The 19,876-nt window shown below is 31.9% G+C and carries 19 protein-coding genes; 5 read left to right on the forward strand and 14 right to left on the reverse strand.

Translation table 11 applies throughout. From position 1 onward, the window contains the following. The first annotated feature begins 238 nt into the window (after positions 1 to 238). Positions 239 to 1,327 (forward strand): YihY/virulence factor BrkB family protein, encoded by a 1,089-nt coding sequence (locus tag HMPREF2586_RS12020; protein WP_046207952.1) that lies wholly within the window; start codon positions 239 to 241, stop codon positions 1,325 to 1,327. A gap of 69 nt (positions 1,328 to 1,396) precedes the next feature. Here HMPREF2586_RS12020 and HMPREF2586_RS12025 read toward each other — a convergent pair whose 3' ends face one another. The 5 genes from HMPREF2586_RS12025 to map form a co-directional block, all read right to left on the reverse strand. Then, positions 1,397 to 2,026, reverse strand: a complete 630-nt coding sequence (locus tag HMPREF2586_RS12025) for a response regulator transcription factor VraR (RefSeq protein WP_019469616.1) — start codon at positions 2,024 to 2,026, stop codon at positions 1,397 to 1,399. Continuing rightward, the gene (locus HMPREF2586_RS12030; RefSeq protein WP_046207953.1) at positions 2,016 to 3,059 is read right to left on the reverse strand and encodes a sensor histidine kinase VraS; all 1,044 of its coding nucleotides are present in this window, start codon (positions 3,057 to 3,059) and stop codon (positions 2,016 to 2,018) included. The genes HMPREF2586_RS12025 and HMPREF2586_RS12030 overlap by 11 nt, the downstream gene beginning before the upstream one ends. After that, positions 3,056 to 3,757, reverse strand: coding sequence for a cell wall-active antibiotics response protein VraT (gene liaF, locus HMPREF2586_RS12035; RefSeq protein WP_064209716.1), 702 nt, complete (start codon positions 3,755 to 3,757; stop codon positions 3,056 to 3,058). Before liaF ends, HMPREF2586_RS12030 begins: the two co-directional genes overlap by 4 nt. Positions 3,758 to 3,773: 16 nt before the next feature. Further along, positions 3,774 to 4,160 (reverse strand): hypothetical protein, encoded by a 387-nt coding sequence (locus HMPREF2586_RS12040; RefSeq protein ID WP_070658307.1) that lies wholly within the window; start codon positions 4,158 to 4,160, stop codon positions 3,774 to 3,776. 104 nt (positions 4,161 to 4,264) lie between these two features. Beyond that, positions 4,265 to 5,017, reverse strand: coding sequence for a type I methionyl aminopeptidase (gene map, locus HMPREF2586_RS12045; RefSeq protein WP_046207955.1), 753 nt, complete (start codon positions 5,015 to 5,017; stop codon positions 4,265 to 4,267). A gap of 176 nt (positions 5,018 to 5,193) precedes the next feature. Between map and HMPREF2586_RS12050 the strand changes: the two genes are divergently transcribed. After that, positions 5,194 to 6,180 (forward strand): FUSC family protein, encoded by a 987-nt coding sequence (locus HMPREF2586_RS12050; protein ID WP_064209717.1) that lies wholly within the window; start codon positions 5,194 to 5,196, stop codon positions 6,178 to 6,180. 84 nt (positions 6,181 to 6,264) lie between these two features. Here HMPREF2586_RS12050 and HMPREF2586_RS12055 read toward each other — a convergent pair whose 3' ends face one another. Then, positions 6,265 to 6,990, reverse strand: coding sequence for a lipid II isoglutaminyl synthase subunit GatD (locus HMPREF2586_RS12055; protein ID WP_064209718.1), 726 nt, complete (start codon positions 6,988 to 6,990; stop codon positions 6,265 to 6,267). Beyond that, the gene (locus HMPREF2586_RS12060; RefSeq protein WP_070658305.1) at positions 6,987 to 8,306 is read right to left on the reverse strand and encodes a lipid II isoglutaminyl synthase subunit MurT; all 1,320 of its coding nucleotides are present in this window, start codon (positions 8,304 to 8,306) and stop codon (positions 6,987 to 6,989) included. Before HMPREF2586_RS12060 ends, HMPREF2586_RS12055 begins: the two co-directional genes overlap by 4 nt. Before the next feature lie 168 nt (positions 8,307 to 8,474). Between HMPREF2586_RS12060 and HMPREF2586_RS12065 the strand changes: the two genes are divergently transcribed. Next, entirely contained in the window at positions 8,475 to 8,981 is a 507-nt protein-coding gene (locus HMPREF2586_RS12065; RefSeq protein WP_046207959.1) for a ferritin, read from the forward strand. Positions 8,982 to 9,196: 215 nt separating this feature from the next. Beyond that, positions 9,197 to 9,751 (forward strand): 3'-5' exonuclease, encoded by a 555-nt coding sequence (locus tag HMPREF2586_RS12070; protein WP_046207960.1) that lies wholly within the window; start codon positions 9,197 to 9,199, stop codon positions 9,749 to 9,751. 38 nt (positions 9,752 to 9,789) lie between these two features. Here the strand turns inward: HMPREF2586_RS12070 and dinB are convergent, their stop codons facing one another. From dinB to gatC, 7 genes are all read right to left on the reverse strand, one after another. Beyond that, the gene (gene dinB, locus HMPREF2586_RS12075) at positions 9,790 to 10,860 is read right to left on the reverse strand and encodes a DNA polymerase IV (RefSeq protein ID WP_064209720.1); all 1,071 of its coding nucleotides are present in this window, start codon (positions 10,858 to 10,860) and stop codon (positions 9,790 to 9,792) included. A 199-nt stretch (positions 10,861 to 11,059) separates the two neighbouring features. Next, positions 11,060 to 11,614, reverse strand: coding sequence for a DUF3267 domain-containing protein (locus tag HMPREF2586_RS12080; protein ID WP_070658303.1), 555 nt, complete (start codon positions 11,612 to 11,614; stop codon positions 11,060 to 11,062). 204 nt (positions 11,615 to 11,818) lie between these two features. After that, complete coding sequence (gene rlmD / locus HMPREF2586_RS12085) at positions 11,819 to 13,180, reverse strand: 23S rRNA (uracil(1939)-C(5))-methyltransferase RlmD (protein ID WP_070658301.1); 1,362 nt, start codon at positions 13,178 to 13,180, stop codon at positions 11,819 to 11,821. A 137-nt stretch (positions 13,181 to 13,317) separates the two neighbouring features. Next, positions 13,318 to 14,235: a diacylglycerol kinase gene (locus HMPREF2586_RS12090; protein ID WP_046207964.1), complete on the reverse strand. Its 918-nt coding sequence runs from the start codon at positions 14,233 to 14,235 to the stop codon at positions 13,318 to 13,320. Positions 14,236 to 14,683: 448 nt separating this feature from the next. Then, complete coding sequence (gatB, locus tag HMPREF2586_RS12095; protein ID WP_046207965.1) at positions 14,684 to 16,111, reverse strand: Asp-tRNA(Asn)/Glu-tRNA(Gln) amidotransferase subunit GatB; 1,428 nt, start codon at positions 16,109 to 16,111, stop codon at positions 14,684 to 14,686. A gap of 12 nt (positions 16,112 to 16,123) precedes the next feature. After that, a complete protein-coding gene (gene gatA / locus HMPREF2586_RS12100; RefSeq protein ID WP_046207966.1) occupies positions 16,124 to 17,581 on the reverse strand; it encodes an Asp-tRNA(Asn)/Glu-tRNA(Gln) amidotransferase subunit GatA in 1,458 nt (485 codons plus the stop codon). A 1-nt stretch (position 17,582) separates the two neighbouring features. Further along, on the reverse strand, positions 17,583 to 17,885 hold the full coding sequence (gene gatC, locus HMPREF2586_RS12105) for an Asp-tRNA(Asn)/Glu-tRNA(Gln) amidotransferase subunit GatC (protein WP_019469599.1): 303 nt from the start codon (positions 17,883 to 17,885) through the stop codon (positions 17,583 to 17,585). A 381-nt stretch (positions 17,886 to 18,266) separates the two neighbouring features. Between gatC and putP the strand changes: the two genes are divergently transcribed. Then, positions 18,267 to 19,802: a sodium/proline symporter PutP gene (gene putP / locus HMPREF2586_RS12110; RefSeq protein ID WP_070658299.1), complete on the forward strand. Its 1,536-nt coding sequence runs from the start codon at positions 18,267 to 18,269 to the stop codon at positions 19,800 to 19,802. Positions 19,803 to 19,876 lie beyond the last annotated feature (74 nt).

Consider the following 19,876-nt stretch of genomic DNA (forward strand, 5'->3'; position numbering starts at 1 on the left):
CGTCAAAGATGACTAGCAGAAATATAACATAGTCAACTTAGCGGGGGTGGGAATTGGAAATCAACTTGTTAGTTATGATTTCTTTCCTACCCTCTTTATTTTTGATTTATTATCTGATATTTTATTTCTCAAAAGATACTTTATTTCAAAAGAATGTGGCAACACATATTTACCTTTAATAGATTTTACAGTATATTAAACTGTATACGTAAAATATCAGTACACAAGGAGATTTGATATGTCTAAAAATGAAAAAACATCTTCTAATTTTCTGAATGAAACTAAAGAAGTTGAAGAACAAAAGAACAAAAAAGATAAGCACGAACAAATTGAACGTGATCGCATATACATAACACCAAATGAATTCAAATCGAAATCACCAAAAAAAGATAATCAAGAATTTTTTGTCTCACGTATCAATAAACCAGCAAAATATACTAAAGATTCAAATTTTTTCTCTTATTTAGTATATAGAATAGGAAAAGACGATGCATCAGGATTATCAGCACAATTATCCTATTATTTTATGCTGTCACTATTTCCTATGTTACTTTTCTTGTTATCTATTGTGCCATATCTCGGTATTAAACAAGGTTCAATTAGAAGCATGATTAAGGAACATGTACCACAAGATTACGCACCACAAGTATCATCTATTATCGGTGATATTATGGACAATGCTAGTGGTGGCTTACTATCTATTGGGTTAATCGCAGCATTATGGTCTGCATCCAACGGTATGACTGCATTAATGAATTCGTTCAATGTCGCATATGATGTTGAAGATAGTAGAAACTTTGTAGTTTCTAAACTCTATAGCGTGTTATTCACATTAGCAATGATAATCGTAATGCCAGTTGCGCTTGTTTTACCTACATTTGGTCAACAAATTGGCGATCTATTATTTGGGCCTATTGGACTTGGTGAACAAGTGAAATGGGTATTTGATACAGTACGTTTTGTATTGCCCGTTATTGTCGTTCTAATTGCATTTATGGTTTTATACACATTAGCGCCAAATGTTAAAATTAAAATGCTTTCAGTTATACCTGGTGCTATTTTTGCAACTATCGTATTTTTAGGCGGCTCTTATTTATTTGGTATTTATATTTCAAACTTTGCTAATTATTCTAAAACATATGGCAGTATTGCCGGTATCATTATATTAATGCTATGGCTTTATATCACTGGTTTTATCATCATCATTGGTGCTGAAATCAATGCTATTATGCATCAAAGAAAAGTTGTTGCAGGTAAGACACCAGAAGAAATTACCATTGATCAACTTGAAGAAGAAAAAAATAACGATGTAAATGAAACGACTTAATTTTCTTTATATATAAATTTAAAAAGCTAAAACCTAGGCACACATTATTTGCTTAGGTTTTAGCTTTTTTTATTGTATTAAATTATGTTGAAATGCATAAATTACAGCTTGAGTTCTATCTTGTACTTCTAATTTACTCAACACGTTACTGACATGTGTTTTAACTGTTTTGATTGTAATATGTGAAGCACTAGCAATTTCCTGATTTGAGTAACCTTTAGCGATTAATAATAATATCTCCATCTCACGTTCAGTTAACATCTCATATAATTCAGCGCGTTGTTTCATACGATTCCTCATCTTAACCAACACTTCTGCTTCAAACACAGATTCATCACGATATGTTTTACGTATCGCTTCGGCGATATCGCTGGCACTTGTCGTTTTTAAAATATAACTATCTACACCAGAATCTAAAGCACGGTATACTTCATTATCTTCAATATAACTGGTTAGCATAACAACTTTAATGTGTGGCAAATCTTTCTTGATTTGTTCTGTAGCTTCTACACCATCCATATCATCCATGAGTAAGTCCATTAAAATTAAATCAGGCTTAAGTTCATGTGCTTTTTCAATTGCATCTTTCCCCGATTGCCCTTCTCCGACTACTTCTATATCTGGTTGAGTAGATAAATAACTAGAAATACCAATTCTGACCATTTCATGATCATCAACAAATAATACTTTAATCGGCATACGAATCCTCCTTATTTAATGGGGCTTTGACTTCAATCCGTGTTCCTGAATCTGGCAGTGATACTATATGAAATGTTGCGCCAATTTCAAGTGCTCGTTCACGCATATTTTTTAACCCATAGCTTTGTTCTACCTTATCATCAACGTTAAAGCCTTTACCATCATCTTGTATACGTAATAATAAATATTCTTCTCTATTAAACAATTCAATCGTAACTTTTGTACCTTTTGAATGTCTTAATGTATTTGAAATTGCTTCTTGTGTAATTCTAAACAAATGATCTTCAATGCCTTTAGGAACGTCGAAATCTTCAATATCATGTACGACTTTCATTGGCACTTTTTTCTGTAGATCAACTACTAAATCTTTGATACCTTGGCCAAGTGATTTATCCTTCAAGCCAATTGGTCTTAAATGTAATAGCAAGGCGCGCATTTCTAATTGTGAATCTTGGACCATTTTTTCCAATACTGGAATTTGTTGATCTAAAGGTGCTTTCAAATCAGTTTCTTTAATGGCAGAGAGCATCATGCTTGCTGCAAATAGTTGCTGGCTTACGGAATCATGTAACTCACGAGCCAGTCTTTGCCTTTCATCTTCAATTATTTTTTTAACTTTCACATCGTTCATATTATATGATTCATTCGTTAAATTTTGTGTTTTTAAACGTAATTTATGAACTTCTTGATTGAGCGGTACAAGTGTTTGATATAATTCAATTGTTTCATTATATAATTCTATATTCTGGTCGTTGATACCAACTGTTTGTCCTTCAATAGAACGCTCAATTTGATCTTGTAACCAATGATTTTGTTGGTTGATTTTATATGCTAATACTGAGCCAACTATGATGCATAGTAATATAACTAATAAATTAATAAATAGTAAAACTGGAATACCAAAGATTTGTGTATAAATCATACCTTGAAAATATATAATATTCACAAATACTTTATCTATAAAAAACATAGCGAAAAATGTACTATAAACTAATATCAACATCGACCCTATTGCTCTTATGTAGTGATTCATTTATAAATCACCTCAACATCTCCTATGAATGTTGACAAATAGACATTAACAGCATAATTATCTTCTTTTGTTTCTTCAATAACTTTAATATTGTTGTTTTCAACTTTATATGATGTTTCATTGACGTATGCATTGCCATAAAGTGCTGAAAAATGTAATTTTATATTGTAATTTAAAGGCACAATAATTTGCACTTTACCTAAAAAATGTCTGATTACTACCGTATTATGTTCTCTAATATTAGCGGCTTTAGACATATCTATATGAATATCACCAATACCATGCTGTATTTGTAAATCTTCCCATTTATAAACATAAATAGGTGTACGTTGCTCACCAAACCACTTTTGTTTAATAAATTCTGGAGATTCTACTGCCTCTTCTGTCGCAATAATTTTCAACGGTTTAAATCTATAAAAGATATATCTCACTATTAACACAATTAAAAATATAAATAATATAATAATCGTGTATTTATTAGATAATAAGGTAAAAGCAATAAGTAATACCCCTATCCAAAATGATAATAAACCTCGTATTTTATGAAAATATAAATATCCTACATAAACCAATATACAGCCTAATAATAATACAAAAATAAAGCCAATTTTTTCAAAGAAAATATAGTAGAAATTAGCTATTATCATTAATGCTGTAAACACAATCAACATCTCAGTTGATATATATTTATGAGTCATGTTTCGCCACCTTTCTTCAAGCGACTAAACTAATTTGTTCGATTAAATCACATTCTGTTTCAACATTTACTTTTTCTTTAGCTTGTTGTGATAAATCGGCTACAATACGTGCGTAGTCTGCTTCCATTTCATTCAAATCACTTTTAATTTTTTCTATATCATAGTGCTCAATTTCCTGTGCACATTCAATATCAGATTCATCTAAAATGTCGATATATTTATTTTCTAAAGATAATGTTAAATGATCTATTAGCCTAGCTACATAAGTTTTTCTTTCAAATAGATAATTTATGTACATTTCTATACTTCTTAATTTTTTATCAAGATATTGTCTATACTCAATTAAGCTTGAATAAAAGGTTTGTTTGGTCATTTTTTCTAAATAAGTCGTAATATAATTCATAGAATCACCTCATGATTGATTAGATTCTATTATAAAAAATATCCGGAACCATTAGTATAGGCTCCGGAACCATCTTATATTAGGACTTTAGACCGAAACTCATTCTAATCTATTTTAGTAGTTAAAACTGGTCCTTCTTTCGTTACTATAACGGTATGTTCAATTTGAGCAACAAAGCTTTTATCTTGCGTTTCAAAAGCCCATTCATTTTTACCTTCTGTGACAAATGTTGCTTTTGAAGAAATAAATGGCTCAACAGCAATTACAGTGCCTTCTTTAAGCAATGTTTTATCTTTTGGATCATAATAATTCATCACATGGCTTGGAGATTCATGTAATGACTGACCTACACCATGACCTGTTAAATTTTTAATCACAGTTAAATCATTTTTACGTGCCGTCGCGTGGACTGCTTTACCAATTTGACTTAGCTTCGCACCAGGCTTGATTTTGGTCATAGCTGCATCAAATGCTTCTAATGCAACATCACAAACTTTTTGTTTCAATGGATTATCCGCTTCACCAACTACAAATGAAATCCCTGTGTCCGCATAATAGCCATTTTTCAAGGCAGAAACGTCAATATTTACTAAGTCGCCTTCACGAATTTTTCGTTTTCCAGGAATACCATGTGCCACTTCTTCATTTACGCTGATACAAGTTTGGCCTGGAAAGTTTTCGTCATGAATTGGCGCTGAAATAGCTCCATGTGCTTCAAATAAATCTTTTGCAATATCATCAAGTTCTTTTGTAGTAATACCAGGTTTAGTAGCTTCTTGCATTTTGTCTCTGACAAGTGCACAAATGTATCCAATATCTTTTAGTGCTGTTAATTCTTCTTCTGTTTTTACAATCATTTTATCCCGTTCCTTTTTGTAAATTATATTCCTTCTTATTATAGCAGACTTTTTTTGATATAATAAATTAGAAAATTTTTATCATATATAGTTTAACATTTTAACGAAGTAATGACATAACCAGTTTTACAATTCTGGTTAAATCATTAAACGTTTATTTATATAGGAGTTTTAATATGAATGATTCTTGGTATAAAAATATTGTTGGTGCACGTACAATAAAAACAGGTTTAGCTACATTTTTAACTGCTCTTTTTTGTTTAGCCTTAAATTTAAACCCAATTTTCGCTATATTAACAGCTATAGTCACAATTGAACCAACCGCTAAGGCTTCATTAATAAAAGGGTATAGAAGACTTCCTGCTACAATTATTGGTGCATTATTTGCCGTGATTTTCACTTTTATTTTTGGTGATCAATCTGCTTTTGCCTATGCATTTAGTGCAACATTCACCATTATTTTATGTACAAAATTGAACTTACAAGTTGGTACTACTGTAGCAACATTAACCGCAATGGCTATGATCCCTGGTATACATGATGCTTATTATTTTAATTTCTTTTCCAGACTATTAACAGCTATTATTGGATTAGTAACAGCTGGATTAGTAAACTTTATTGTCTTACCACCCAAATATTATGATCAACTGGATGATGCTATTAATTTAACAGAAGAAAAAATGTATGCACTATTTCATAAGCGTATACGCCAACTAGTTGTTGGTAAATTTTATAATGGATCGACCAATCAACAACTTGCCACTTTATTAAATTTAAATCAAAAAGTCGAAACGTTGCTTTCTTATCAAAAAGACGAACTCAGTTATCATAAACATCATCATTCAGAATGGATTCGTTTAAAGTCTTTAACTACACGTACACATACAAATCGATTATTCATAACACACCTATCTAACTTAGTTTATTTGCCAAAAGACACGCAGGTTACTTTTACTAAAGAAGAGCAACTTGCTATGCTGAATATTGCTGACAGTATAAATAATATACATAGTACCGGACATTTTGAACGTCATCCTGAATCAGCGTCATTACTTAAATCCACGGTCAAAGGTTTAGATGAGTTTGATAAAAACCAATTAAAAAGTCATATTGTCTATGAAATACTATTAATTTATAGAATTTTAAATAGTCGATTTGCTTAAAGAATAACATTAAATACGTAACATAAAAAATAGCCTAGGACCTTTGTCCTAGGCTATTTTTTATGTTTTAATAAAGTCGAAATTCTATTTTTTCTGTTGAGAAACGCGTTCAATAATGACTTTCTTAGCTGCTTCTTCCTCAGTATTATCTAATTCTTTCGGTTCGAATACAATGCCTTTGCGTTCACACGCTTTTTCTAATAGATAGTCTGTAATTTCATGGTTTTTAGGTAGTATGGGTCCATGTAAATACGTACCTAATAAATTCTTGTAATGAATACCTTCTTTGGCATCGTCATCATTATTACCAAAACCATGCGTAACTTCTCCCAAAGTCCCGAAATTATGATAAGTACGTCCCCCATGATTTTCAAATCCAACTATTGTGCCAAAAGTATTACTTTCGATTACAATATCTCCTGTCAAACGATCTTTTTTAGATTCTGTATAAAAATCTAAAATATTTAAACCGTCTAATTCTGTACCATCTGGCGTAACGTATTTACGTCCTAAAAATTGGTAACCACCGCACACAGTTAGACCGGGTAAGCCATCTTCAATCGCATCTTTCAACTTGCTTTTAATTTTAGTTAATTCTTGTGTTGCTAATGCTTGTTCTCTGTCACTACCGCCACCAATAAAAAAGATATCACATTCATCGAAAGTAACATTTTCTGTCTGATTAATATCTACTACCTTTAGTTCGATATTACGGCGTTTAGCACGTTGTTTAAGTGCAATGATATTTCCTATATCACTATATAAATTTAATTTATCGGGCATAAAGTGATAGACCGTCAACTCATTCATTTTACTTTGTCCTCCTCAAAAGAGTGGTTCAATTGCTTTAACATAGGGGAAAGTGAAGTATAGTTAGGTATTGCTACAGTAAAGCTATTTGTATATTCCATTGTTTTCGCAGTCGCTTTGTAGATATCACTTTCTAATATGATCGGTACATTAATCTCTGCAAGTTTTAATCTTAATTGTAGCTCTTCCGCTCGTGAACCTGTAACTATAATAGCTTCTATTTGTTGATTCACTAATTTTTCAAAATCAGCATCGTAAATCCAAGATGTGTCACGTCCGTCCGCAGCATAATCATTTAAACTGATAACATAAACTTTATTCCCTTCTATTCGATCACCGACCGAGAGACTTGCATTCATACCGGCAGGGTTTTTTGCTAGATTGATCATAGCTTCTTTGGTACCCTTTTTAAAATACTGCATTCTGCCATTATCAGAAGTATAAGTTTCAAACCCTTTTCGAATTGACGCATCATTTAATCCAAGTTCTCTGAGCACGGTATAAGCAGCAATTGCATTATATGCATTAAAATCGCCTGCAATTTTCATATTAAATGTTGTAGTACCAACATTTAAGTTAAGAAATGGAGTTAAATCAAATTGAGATACTTCATATTTTGTTTTTTCTCGTTTAAAACCACATTCACAATAATAATGGCCTAATTGGTTATAATGAATATAATCATAATGTAATAAACTACCACAATTAGGACAATATCTACTTTCATTCATAGAACTTTGTTCAAAATCATGCGCATGCTTTTTCATACCATAATAAGTAACAGTATCACTTGCTATCTTTAATCTACTAACAAAAGGATCGTCGGCATTTAATAATAATTTTATACCTTTATTATCAATTGCTTTTGCAATATTATTTACCATAATATCGATTTCCCCAAATCGATCCATTTGGTCACGAAAGAAATTAGTGACGACCATCATTGTAGGTGTAACTTCGTTTAGTACTCTTGGTATAGAACCTTCATCAATTTCAATAACTGCAATTTTAGTATTTTTTTTAAGTTGCAAAATAAAAGCTGATGTAATTCCAGCAGCCATATTTGCACCTTCATTATTATGTATGATTTCAATTTGGTTTGCTTTTAACGTATGACCTATTAAATTTGATGTAGTCGTTTTCCCATTTGTACCACTTATAAATACAATCTCATCAACATGAGATGCTAATTCTCTTAAAATATTTTTATCCACTCTTCTAGCGACTTGACCTGGTAAGTCTGTTCCTTTTTTCCCAACAGTACGACTTACTTGTCTTGCCAATCTCGCTAGGCGTGTTGCAGTCCATTGTCTCATCTACTTCCTCCTCTACTATTCACTCAAATATTATAACACGATTAAGTTGTATTCCAAACAATTCTCAATGCAAATATATATCAACCTCCCAGATTAGAATAATTATTATTTACGAATGAGAATAAATTTGCTATACTAATAAAAAATGATACATGGAGGCTTTGACTTATGTTGAATAAAGAATTATTAGATGCATTAAATGAACAAATGAATCACGAATATTTTGCTGCACACGCCTATATGGCAATGGCTGCATATTGTGATAGCAAATCCTACGAAGGCTTTGCTAATTTCTATATCCAGCAAGCAAAAGAAGAAAGATTTCATGGTAAGAAAATTTATGATTACATCAATGATCGTGGTGAACAAGCAATCTTTAATTCGATACCAGCACCTAAATCTGAATTCACAAGTATCTTAGAAACCTTTGAAGATGGCTTAGCTCAAGAACAAGACGTAACACGCAGATTTTATAACTTATCTGATTTAGCTAATAAAGATAAAGATTATGCTACGATTTCATTTTTAAATTGGTTCCTAGATGAACAAGTCGAAGAAGAATCAATGTTTGATACACATATTGATTACTTAAAACGTATCGGTGATGATAGTAATACTTTATATTTATATGAGAAAGAATTAGCCTCACGTTCATTTAATGAAGATGAAGCATAGAGTTAGTGTGGTAACTCACTACTTATTTCTATATAGTTATTAATGACTATACAAAAGCATGCCAATGATGTTGGCATGCTTTTTAAGTATTTATGAGTCAGCAGCAAAGACTAGCAGATGCAACTATTTGTTTCATTGAGTTTTACTCACTTGACTTCGAAAAGAGAATTATATAAAGTCATAACATATTCTATAAGAGAAAGGATTCTTGCTTGATGACAGCCAATGCTTATATTGCTTTAGATTTTGAAACTGCAAATGGAAAAAGAACGAGTATATGTTCAGTGGGAATGGTCAAAGTGATCAATCATCAAATTACAGAATCTTTTTACACACTAGTTAATCCAAATGACTATTTTTCAAAACAAAACATTGCAGTTCATGGTATTAATCCAAATGATGTGAAAGATGCGCCGACATTTGAATCAGTATATCCATATATGATGCAATTCATTGATGGTTTACCAGTAGTTGCTCATAACGCAGCCTTTGATATGAATGTGTTGTATGACAGCATTAAACAAATTGGACAAGAAACACCAACAATTACTTATTTTTGTTCACTACAACTGTCTAGAAAAACAATAAATAGTCATCGTTATGGGTTGAGCCACATGATGCATTATTACAATCTAGATTTTCATGGTCATCACGATGCTTTAAATGATGCGAAAGCATGTGCAATGATTACCTTTCGACTATTACAACACTATGATGATTTAAACAGTATGTTATCAATATTTGGTAAACAGTTAAAAGATAAAGATTAATGGATTTAAAATCAGTCTATATTACCTTTGTATTTTACTTAAATATAGTCGTAAATTGTCATATTTTCATAGGTCGCCTTTTCTAGGTTACCCACTGTCACACCAACCAATCTAATTGGTGTTTCTGAATCTTTTAGTTCAGTATATAAACTATAAGCAATATTATAAATATCCGTCTCATTTCTTACTGGATCTCTCAAACTTCTTTGTTTTGACAAAGTTTCAAATTTAAAAGTTTTAATTTTAACAGTAACGGTTTTGCCAGATTTTTGAATTCTGGCTAAGCGTTCAGCTGTTTTATGACTTAATTCCCATATTTTTTGCAGAATTTGATCATCATCGTTAATATCAGTTGCAAAAGTACGTTCTGTGCCGACGGATTTTCTAATTCTTGTAGCTTTCACTTCATTATTGTCTATACCTCTTGCCTTATTGTACAATCCATAACCGCGTTTTCCAAAAAGACGAATTAATTCACGTTCACTTTGATTATACAAATCTTGACCATTATAAATTTTATGTTCATGCATTTTTTCTTTTGAAGCTTTACCCACCCCTGGAAAATCTCCAATATCTAATCCCATTAATATATTGTGTACATTTTTGTAATCAATAATAGTTAGACCATTAGGCTTATTCATACCACTCGCTAACTTCGCCAAAAATTTATTGTATGAGACACCTGCAGAGGATGTTAACTTAGTTGCTTCGTATATATCTCTGCGAATATATTGTGCAATCATAGACGCCGGTAAATCAGGTCGCACTAAATGCGTAATATCTAAATAAGCCTCATCTAATGACAATGGTTCGACAATTTCAGTATAACTTTTAAAAATATTCATAATTGTATTTGAAGCTTCTTTATAAGCTTCAAATCTAGGTGATACATAAAAACCATTCGGACATAATTTATGAGCTTGTGCGGTGGGCATTGCAGAATGAACACCATATTTTCTTGCCTCATAAGAAGCTGTTGACACCACGCCTCTACCACTTGCCTTTCCACCGACGATGACTGGCTTCCCTTCCAAATTTGGATTATCTCTTATTTCTACTTGAGCAAAGAAATAGTCCATATCTATATGAATAATCCTTCTTTCTGACAATGCACACACCTCCCTTTTAAAATTCATATTATGATGCTTTTGATATTTATCTTACAATCTAAATGATTTTGTTACATAATATATGCTCATAACAAAAAAAACATACAAAAAAGAGTTAGCTAACCACTTTTTTAACACGCAATGATCCATAAAAACAACTGCGTATATAGTAGTAATACTAACTCAGATTAATTATTTTTTATGATTTTGGTTCAGCTTGCAATTCATTTGAAGGGCTTTTTGTATAATATTTAATACCATCCTCAGTGTCTTCTATCACTTCAACCTTGTCATTTAATACGCCGGAAAGTAAATATAAATCCATAATACAATAGCCAATATGGAAACTTGCTATAAATATGATAGATGAATAAGGCGTAATAAAAAATACGATAAATAAAATGGATGATATAACAATTAAAGGGGCTAACATAATCAAGCTATATTGCCATTTTTTAAAATAAACTTGTGGCATATGTGACTTTACCAAACCATATTTAACTCGATAAATTGGTTTTTGACCTTTTGATAAAATGCGAAACATCAAGTTATGAATCAATTCATGTATGAAATAAACAATTGTAAAACCTAAAATACCATATATTAAATTAAATAAGATATTTTGCTCTATAACTGAAGCAAATAAATAAGCAAATTTATACGATAGCAATATACTGATCATTACTATTGTCAATTGGAATAGTAAAAATCCTTCTAATAACTTTTTATTAGAAAACAACTCAATTTTAAACATTAGCAACCCTCCAAATGCTTTGTTGTTACCTAGAGTATACAATGATTTTATCCACTTAGAAAGAGCTATTGAACAAAGTTAATGACTTGTAATTGAATTTTAACAAATCTTCTTAGATTGAAATAAACTGCAATACTGAGTAAATAACAAGTTAATTAACTTTACACAAAGTTTATTGAATAACACTTATCTATTAAGCTATTTTTAAATACGGTTGAATTGTGCAACCGTTTCAACATGTGTTGTATGTGGAAACATATCTACTGGTGTAATTTTCGTTAGTTTGTAATGTTGCGCTAAATATTGCGCATCACGTTGCTGTGTAGATGGATTACATGAAATATAGACAATTTTTCTTGGATTTAATTCTAATAATGCTTGTAAAAATGTTTCATCACAGCCTTTTCTAGGTGGATCAACCATCACTACATCTGGTTTAATTCCTTGTGATTTCCATTTTAATATAACCTCTTCTGCCTTACCACAGACAAAAGTAGTATTTTCAAATTGGTTTATAGTCGCATTTTGTTGTGCATCTTCAATGGCTTCTGACACGACTTCTACTCCATAAACATGTTTTGCTTTTGGTGCCATATATAAACCTATTGTTCCAATACCACAATATGTATCCAGGACAATATCATCTTGATTTAAGTTTGCATATTCAATCGCAAGTTGATACAATTTTTCAGTTTGTATCGAATTAATTTGATAAAAAGATTGATCGCTTATTTTAAAAGTAACGTCTGATAATTTATCATTAATTGTTGTCTCACCATATAAGGTATTAGACTCGGCTCCTAATATCACATTGGAATGTGTATTGTTGATATTATGTTTAATACTCGTGATTTCAGGAAATGTATCAATTAATTTTTGTACAAGTAAATCACTTTGTTTAAATTTCCTGCCATTTGTCACAAAAATAACCATTAATTCTCTTGAATGGTGTCCAGTACGTATAACAACATGTCTCATAAGCCCTTGTTTTTTTTGTTCATTATAAACACTAATATTTAATTCGTTAAACCAAACTTTAAGTTGGTTCATAACTTTTTGATGCAATTGGTCTTGAATTAAACATGTTTCCATATCTATAATATCGTGACTTCTTTGTCTATAAAAACCTGAGATAATCTCTCCTTCTTTATTCTTTCCAACGGGTATTTGTGATTTATTTCGATAATACCAGGGGTTTTCCATACCAACTGTTTCATTAATTATCGTTTCTTTAAAATCTGCTTTTCGATGAAACAAATTAACCACTTGTTCTTTCTTCATATTCAATTGAGCTTGGTATGTCATATGTTGTAATTGACAGCCCCCGCATTTGTAATAATATACACAGGGTGGCTCGACACGTTCACTACTTTGTTCTTTAACTTCTATTAATTTACCTATCGCAAAATTCTTTTTTACTTTGATCACTTTAAATTTAATCGTTTCATCTATTAAACTATTAGGAACAAACACAGGATAACGGTCTAACTTTACAACGCCATGTCCTTCATGTGTTAAATCAATTACGCGTCCTTCTATAATTTCATTTTTTTGTATTATGCTCATTTTGTCACCCCATATAAAAGAGGTTAGGCTATTTGTAGTTTTACCTAACCTCGTTGTCTATTAACATTTTGGAAGATTCATTTTATCTTATTCATTAATCTCGTTCACGATGATGCTTTATTTTAATATATTGTCTATTATTGCTCAACTAACTCCTCGTTTTTAATATCGTTTGGTGTATAGACTTCAATATGCTGTTTTAAATTCAAAAAGTTACCAGGCAACTTGCCACCATATTCACCATCCACATTTAATTGCAAATCTATAAATGAAGAAATATTAATCGATTTGGCTTTTTTATAATGTACTTTAGGATGTTTAATATGTTCACCTCGAGATGCAAGCGTCATAATATGTCCTAATTCTGCTAAATTAGCTTTTTCAACTATAATCAAGGTAAAATAGCCATCATCTAATTTGGCATCAGGCACTAACTTTTCAAATCCTGCCATAGAGTTGGTCAAACCTAATAAAAATAAGAGCGCCTCTCCTTGGAAAACCTCATCATCATATTCGATACGTAAATCAACAGCTTTCATCTGAGGCAACATTTCAAATCCTTTAATATAATATGCAAAAGGGCCGACAATTGATTTTAATCTACTTGGTGTCTCATAAGATACCTGTGTTAATTGTCCACCTGCAGCTAAATTAATGAAGTATCTACTGTTCATTTTCCCGATATCAACGCGTGTTGAATGACCTTCAATAATGACATCTATCGCGCTCATAATATCATTAGGTAAGTGCAAAGCTCGCCCAAAATCATTTACAGTTCCCATTGGGATAATGCCAATCTTAGGTCTATTCGGATGTTCTGCTATGCCATTGATGACTTCATTAAGTGTCCCATCACCACCAGCAGCTATTAAAACATCATAATCTTGTGTTAAACAACGCTTCGCCTCAGTGGTAGCATCTCCAATTTTTTCAGTCGCATAGGCACTCGTTTCAAAACCGGCCTTTTCTAATTTTATTAACACATCTGGTAATGTTCGCTTAAACAATTCTTTACCAGATGTTGGGTTATAAATGATTCTAGCTCGTTTTCTCATATTTTATCCCTCAACTTTTTATACTCAGTATATATATTAAATGATTTAGTTAAATGATAAAAGCATTTAGGCTATTTTTAAAAAGAAAATATAATATACTACTCAATATTAAAGTTTTTGAAACATCCATACCAATGGCTAAAACATAAGCATTAATCCATAATTAAGAATTGCTATCACATTAGAAATTTTAAAGTTTTGATTGTGCTACATTTTACATGAATATACCTTATCCTCATTTGCTCATTTTAAATAATCCCCCTGGTGTCAATAATTGCCAAAATCGCTAAAAAAAGATGATAATGATATATTCCTGAATGTTACAACAACAAAAAACGCCAATTCCTATATTTGTAATAGAAATTGACGTTTATTTTTTAATTTAAGATGCTTCAGTCTCAGGTTTTTCTTTAATTAGATTAAAACTGTTTAAAAATGAATGATGATGTTATCTTTTATCTAATTCTTGTTTTAATAATTGGTTCACTAATTGTGGGTTAGCTTGACCTTTGGAAGCTTTCATAATTTGACCAACTAAGAAGCCCATAGCTTTACCCTTACCATTTTGATAATCTTCAACGGATTGTGGATTGTTGTCTAACGCTTCATTTACAAATTTAAGCAGTGTTGCTTCATCAGAGATTTGAACTAAGCCTTTATCTTCCATAATTTGTTTGGCATCTCCACCATTTTCAGCTAGTTCTGGGAAAACTTTTTTAGCGATTTTACTACTCATTGTGCCATCTTCAATCAACTTAATCATACCTGCAAGATTTTGTGGTGTAAGTTTAGTATCTAATAATTCTATTTGATGTTTATTTAAATACTCATTAACGCCGCCCATTAACCAGTTTGAAGTTAATTTTACATCTGCACCTTCAGCTACTGCACCTTCAAAGAAATCAGACATTTCTTTTGTCAATGTAATCACATGTGCATCATATGCTGGTAAACCAAATTGATTGACGTATTTATCTTTTCTTTCATCTGGTAATTCAGGTATTGTTTGACGTACGCGTTCTTTCCATTCATCGTCAACATATAAAGGCACAATATCTGGTTCTGGGAAGTAACGGTAATCATCAGAACCTTCTTTTACACGCATAAGATTCGTTTTACCTGTAGCTTCATCAAAACGTCTCGTTTCTTGTAAAATCTCTCCGCCGTTCAATAATTCTTCTTCTTGACGTTTTTCTTCATATTCTAACCCTTTACGTACATAAGTAAATGAGTTTAAATTTTTCAATTCTGCTTTTGTTCCAAATTCTTCTTGACCATATGGTCGTAAAGAAATATTAGCATCACAACGCAATGATCCTTCTTCCATTTTACAATCAGAGACACCAGTATATTGTATGATTGAACGCAATTTTTCTAAGTATGCATACGCTTCTTGTGGTGAGCGAATATCTGGTTCAGATACAATTTCAATCAATGGTGTACCTTGTCTATTTAAGTCAACTAGTGAATAACCATCCTTATGTGTTGACTTACCAGCATCTTCTTCCATGTGTAAACGTGTGATACCTATACGTTTCGTTTCACCATCTACTTCAATATCAATATAACCATTTTCACCAATTGGCTGATCAAATTGTGAAATTTGATATGCTTTAGGATTATCTGGATAGAAATAGTTTTTACGATCAAATTTTGATTCTGTTGCAATATCCATATTTAATGCCATTGATGCTCTCATCGCCCAATCAACCGCACGTCTATTGACAACCGGTAATACACCAGGGTAAGCCAAATCAATGACGTTTGTGTTTGAGTTAGGTTTTGCTCCGAAATGTGCTGGTGATGGAGAAAACATTTTAGATTCTGTTTTTAACTCAACATGGACCTCTAGTCCAATAACTGTTTCAAAATGCATGATTTCCACTCCTTATAAATTTTCGTATTCATTATGCAAATTAAATTTTGTTTCATATTGGAAAGCGACACGATATAATGTTTTCTCATCAAATGGTTTACCAATAAATTGCAAACCAATTGGACGTCCATTCGCTTTACCGCAAGGAATAGATATACCTGGCAAACCAGCTAAGTTAACTGGTGTTGTTAGTAAGTCATTCGCATACATTGTAAGTGGATCATCGATTTCTTCACCTATATTAAATGCAGTTGTTGGTGTTGTTGGTCCTACTACAACATCATAGTTATCAAAAATACGATCGAAATCATTTTTAATTAATGTTCTAACTTTTTGTGATTTTTTGTAGAACGCATCATAGTAACCCGAACTTAACGCAAATGTACCAAGGAAAATACGACGCTTAACTTCTTCACCAAATCCTTCACTTCTTGACATTTTATATAATTCTTCAAGTGAATTTGCTTCTGGTGAATGATAACCGTATCTGATACCATCAAAACGCGATAAATTTGATGATGCTTCAGATGATGCGATTACATAATAAGAAGGAATGCCATATTTTGTGTTTGGTAATGAAACTTCTTCTACTGTAGCACCTAGTTCTTTCAATGTTTCAACAGCGTTTTTCACAGATGCTTTCACTTCGTCAGATATACCTTCGCCAAGATATTCTTTTGGTAATGCTACTTTAAGTCCTTGAATATCTTTACCAATATCAGATGTAAAGTCTGCATCTTCTACTGGTGCACTTGTACTATCATTTTCATCTAAACCAGTGATTGCTTCTAATACTAATGCATTGTCCTTAACATTGCGTGTTAACGGTCCGATTTGGTCTAATGAAGACGCAAATGCTACCAAACCAAAACGTGATACACGACCATAAGTTGGTTTTAAGCCTACGATTCCACAATAAGCTGCAGGTTGACGAATTGAACCACCAGTATCAGAGCCTAAACTAAAAGGAACTAATCCTGCTGCAACTGCTGCTGCAGAACCACCAGATGAACCACCAGGAACAGCTGTGTGATCAAATGGATTTAACGTTTTTTTAAAATAAGAAGTTTCTGTAGAACCTCCCATTGCAAATTCATCCATGTTTAATTTTCCAATTAAAACCGCTTGTTCGTTGCGTAATTTATTCATAACTGTGGATTCATAGATAGGTACAAATCCTTCTAGCATTTTACTAGCACATGTTGTTTCTACACCTTCAGTAATAATATTATCTTTAATTCCCATTGGAATACCAAAAAGTTTGCCTTCCATTTGGTCCTTGGCTTGTAACTCATCTAATTCTTGTGCTTTTTTAATAGCATTATCTTTATCTAATGCAAGAAATGATTTGATTGTTGGATCAGTTTCTTCAATTGCATCGTAGATATCGTTTACTACTTGTGAAGGTTTAATTTCTTTGTTTTTTATTAATGTAATTAAATTTTCCACAGATTCATAACGGATGGTCATCTTAAGCGTCCTCCTCATTCATGATAGATGGCACCTTGAATTGTCCATCTTCCGTCTCTTTAGCATTTTTTAATGCAAGCTCTTGAGGAATGCCCTCGATTGCTTTGTCTTCTCTTAACACGTTTTGTAAATCTAATACATGATAAGTTGGCTCAATTGAGCTAGTGTCTGCTGTATCTATATGATTAGCAAAATTTAAAATACTTTCTAATGTATCTTGCATTTCAATTGTTTCTTCTTCTGATATTTGAAGTCTAGCTAAATTAGCAATATGCTCTACCTCTTCACGTGTAACTTTAGCCATTAAATAAAAGCCTCCTTTTTACTCATTCATTATAAAATTGTATCAAAATTCCAAGCAAAAATCTAAACTTTTCACCAATAACAATAAATAACCTTGTTTATTTTAATTCCTTTTGCTCAACCTTTTGGAATTATGTGACTTAAATATATTTTGAACATAATCTACTTAAGTATCACAGCATTTATAACAATCATTGCATAATAAACCATATTTTTTATAAATAGTGTAATATTATTTCATTTAATGTAAGCATTTTCATTTTTGTCATTGAGCTAATTATTTTGAAAAACAAAAAATATTTCTACTCTATTTATAAATTTCATTGTATAATAATTCATGTAACACAATTTAATATTCTGGGGATAAGGGAGTTGAAGTATTATGTTTATTCTAGGCACATCTTTAGCGAATCAAGTTCACGCTACTTGGCAAACGTATATCATGATTATTATTTATTTTATCATTTTATTAGTTATTGGCTATTACGGTTATAAGCAATCCACAGGTAATTTAAGTGAATTTATGCTTGGAGGTAGAAGTATTGGCCCTTATGTAACTGCCCTATCAGCAGGTGCATCTGATATGAGTGGATGGATGATTATGGGGCTTCCTGGATCTGTATATAGTACTGGATTATCTGCAATGTGGATTACAATTGGTTTATCGCTTGGCGCTTATGTTAACTATTTTGTAGTCGCACCTCGACTTCGTATTTATACTGAAATTGCAGGAGATGCTATTACCTTACCAGATTTTTTTAAAAATCGACTCAACGACCGCAAAAATTACATAAAAATAATTTCAGGTCTAATCATCGTCGTGTTTTTTACTTTATATACACATTCTGGGTTTGTATCTGGTGGTAAATTATTTGAAAGTGCTTTTGGCTTGAACTATCATTGGGGGCTTATCATTGTTGCAGCAATCGTTATTTTTTATACGTTTTTTGGTGGATATTTAGCTGTATCCATTACAGATTTCTTTCAAGGTGTAATTATGTTAATTGCTATGGTCATGGTCCCTATCGTAGCACTTATAAAACTCAACGGTTTGGATACATTTAGTGAGGTAGCAGCTATGAAACCTACCAATATGGACTTGTTTAAAGGGACTACATTTTTAGGTATTATTTCCTTATTTGCCTGGGGTTTAGGTTATTTTGGACAACCACATATCATCGTTCGTTTTATGTCCATTAAAACACATAAACTTTTACCAAAAGCTAGACGTTTAGGTATAAGCTGGATGGTTGTAGGGCTCTTAGGTGCAGTTGCTGTAGGGTTAACAGGTATCGCATTTATACCTCAATACCATATTAAAATGGAAGATCCAGAGACACTATTTATCATTATGAGCCAAATTTTATTCCATCCACTCGTTGGTGGATTCTTATTAGCAGCTATATTGGCAGCTATCATGAGCACAATTTCATCTCAGTTATTAGTAACTTCTAGTTCACTGACTGAAGATTTTTATAAACTTATTCGCGGTGAATCGAAAGCAAAAACACACGAAAAAGAGTTTGTAATGATAGGAAGACTATCTGTTTTACTAGTAGCAATTATTGCAATTTGGATTGCTTGGTCTCCAAATGATACAATTTTAAACCTTGTAGGTAATGCTTGGGCAGGGTTTGGCGCGGCATTTAGTCCGTTAGTAATCTTCTCACTTTACTGGAAGGGTTTGTCTCACGCTGGTGCTTTGAGCGGTATGATTACCGGTGCTATAGTCGTTATTGTATGGATTGCTTGGATTAAACCATTAGCATCAATAAATGAAATCTTCGGTATGTATGAAATAATTCCTGGTTTCCTAGCCAGTGTGATCGTTACTTATCTAGTAAGTAAAATTACGAAAAAGCCCGGTGAATTTGTAAATAACGATTTAAATAAAGTAAAAGAGATTGTCAAAGAATAATCGTGTAATAACTCTTTCACTATAAATTAACACTAAAAAAGCCACACTTGTAATACATATTTTGATTACAAGTG

This window comes from Staphylococcus sp. HMSC034G07, assembly GCF_001835975.1.
Classification (GTDB): Bacteria; Bacillota; Bacilli; order Staphylococcales; family Staphylococcaceae; genus Staphylococcus; species Staphylococcus ureilyticus.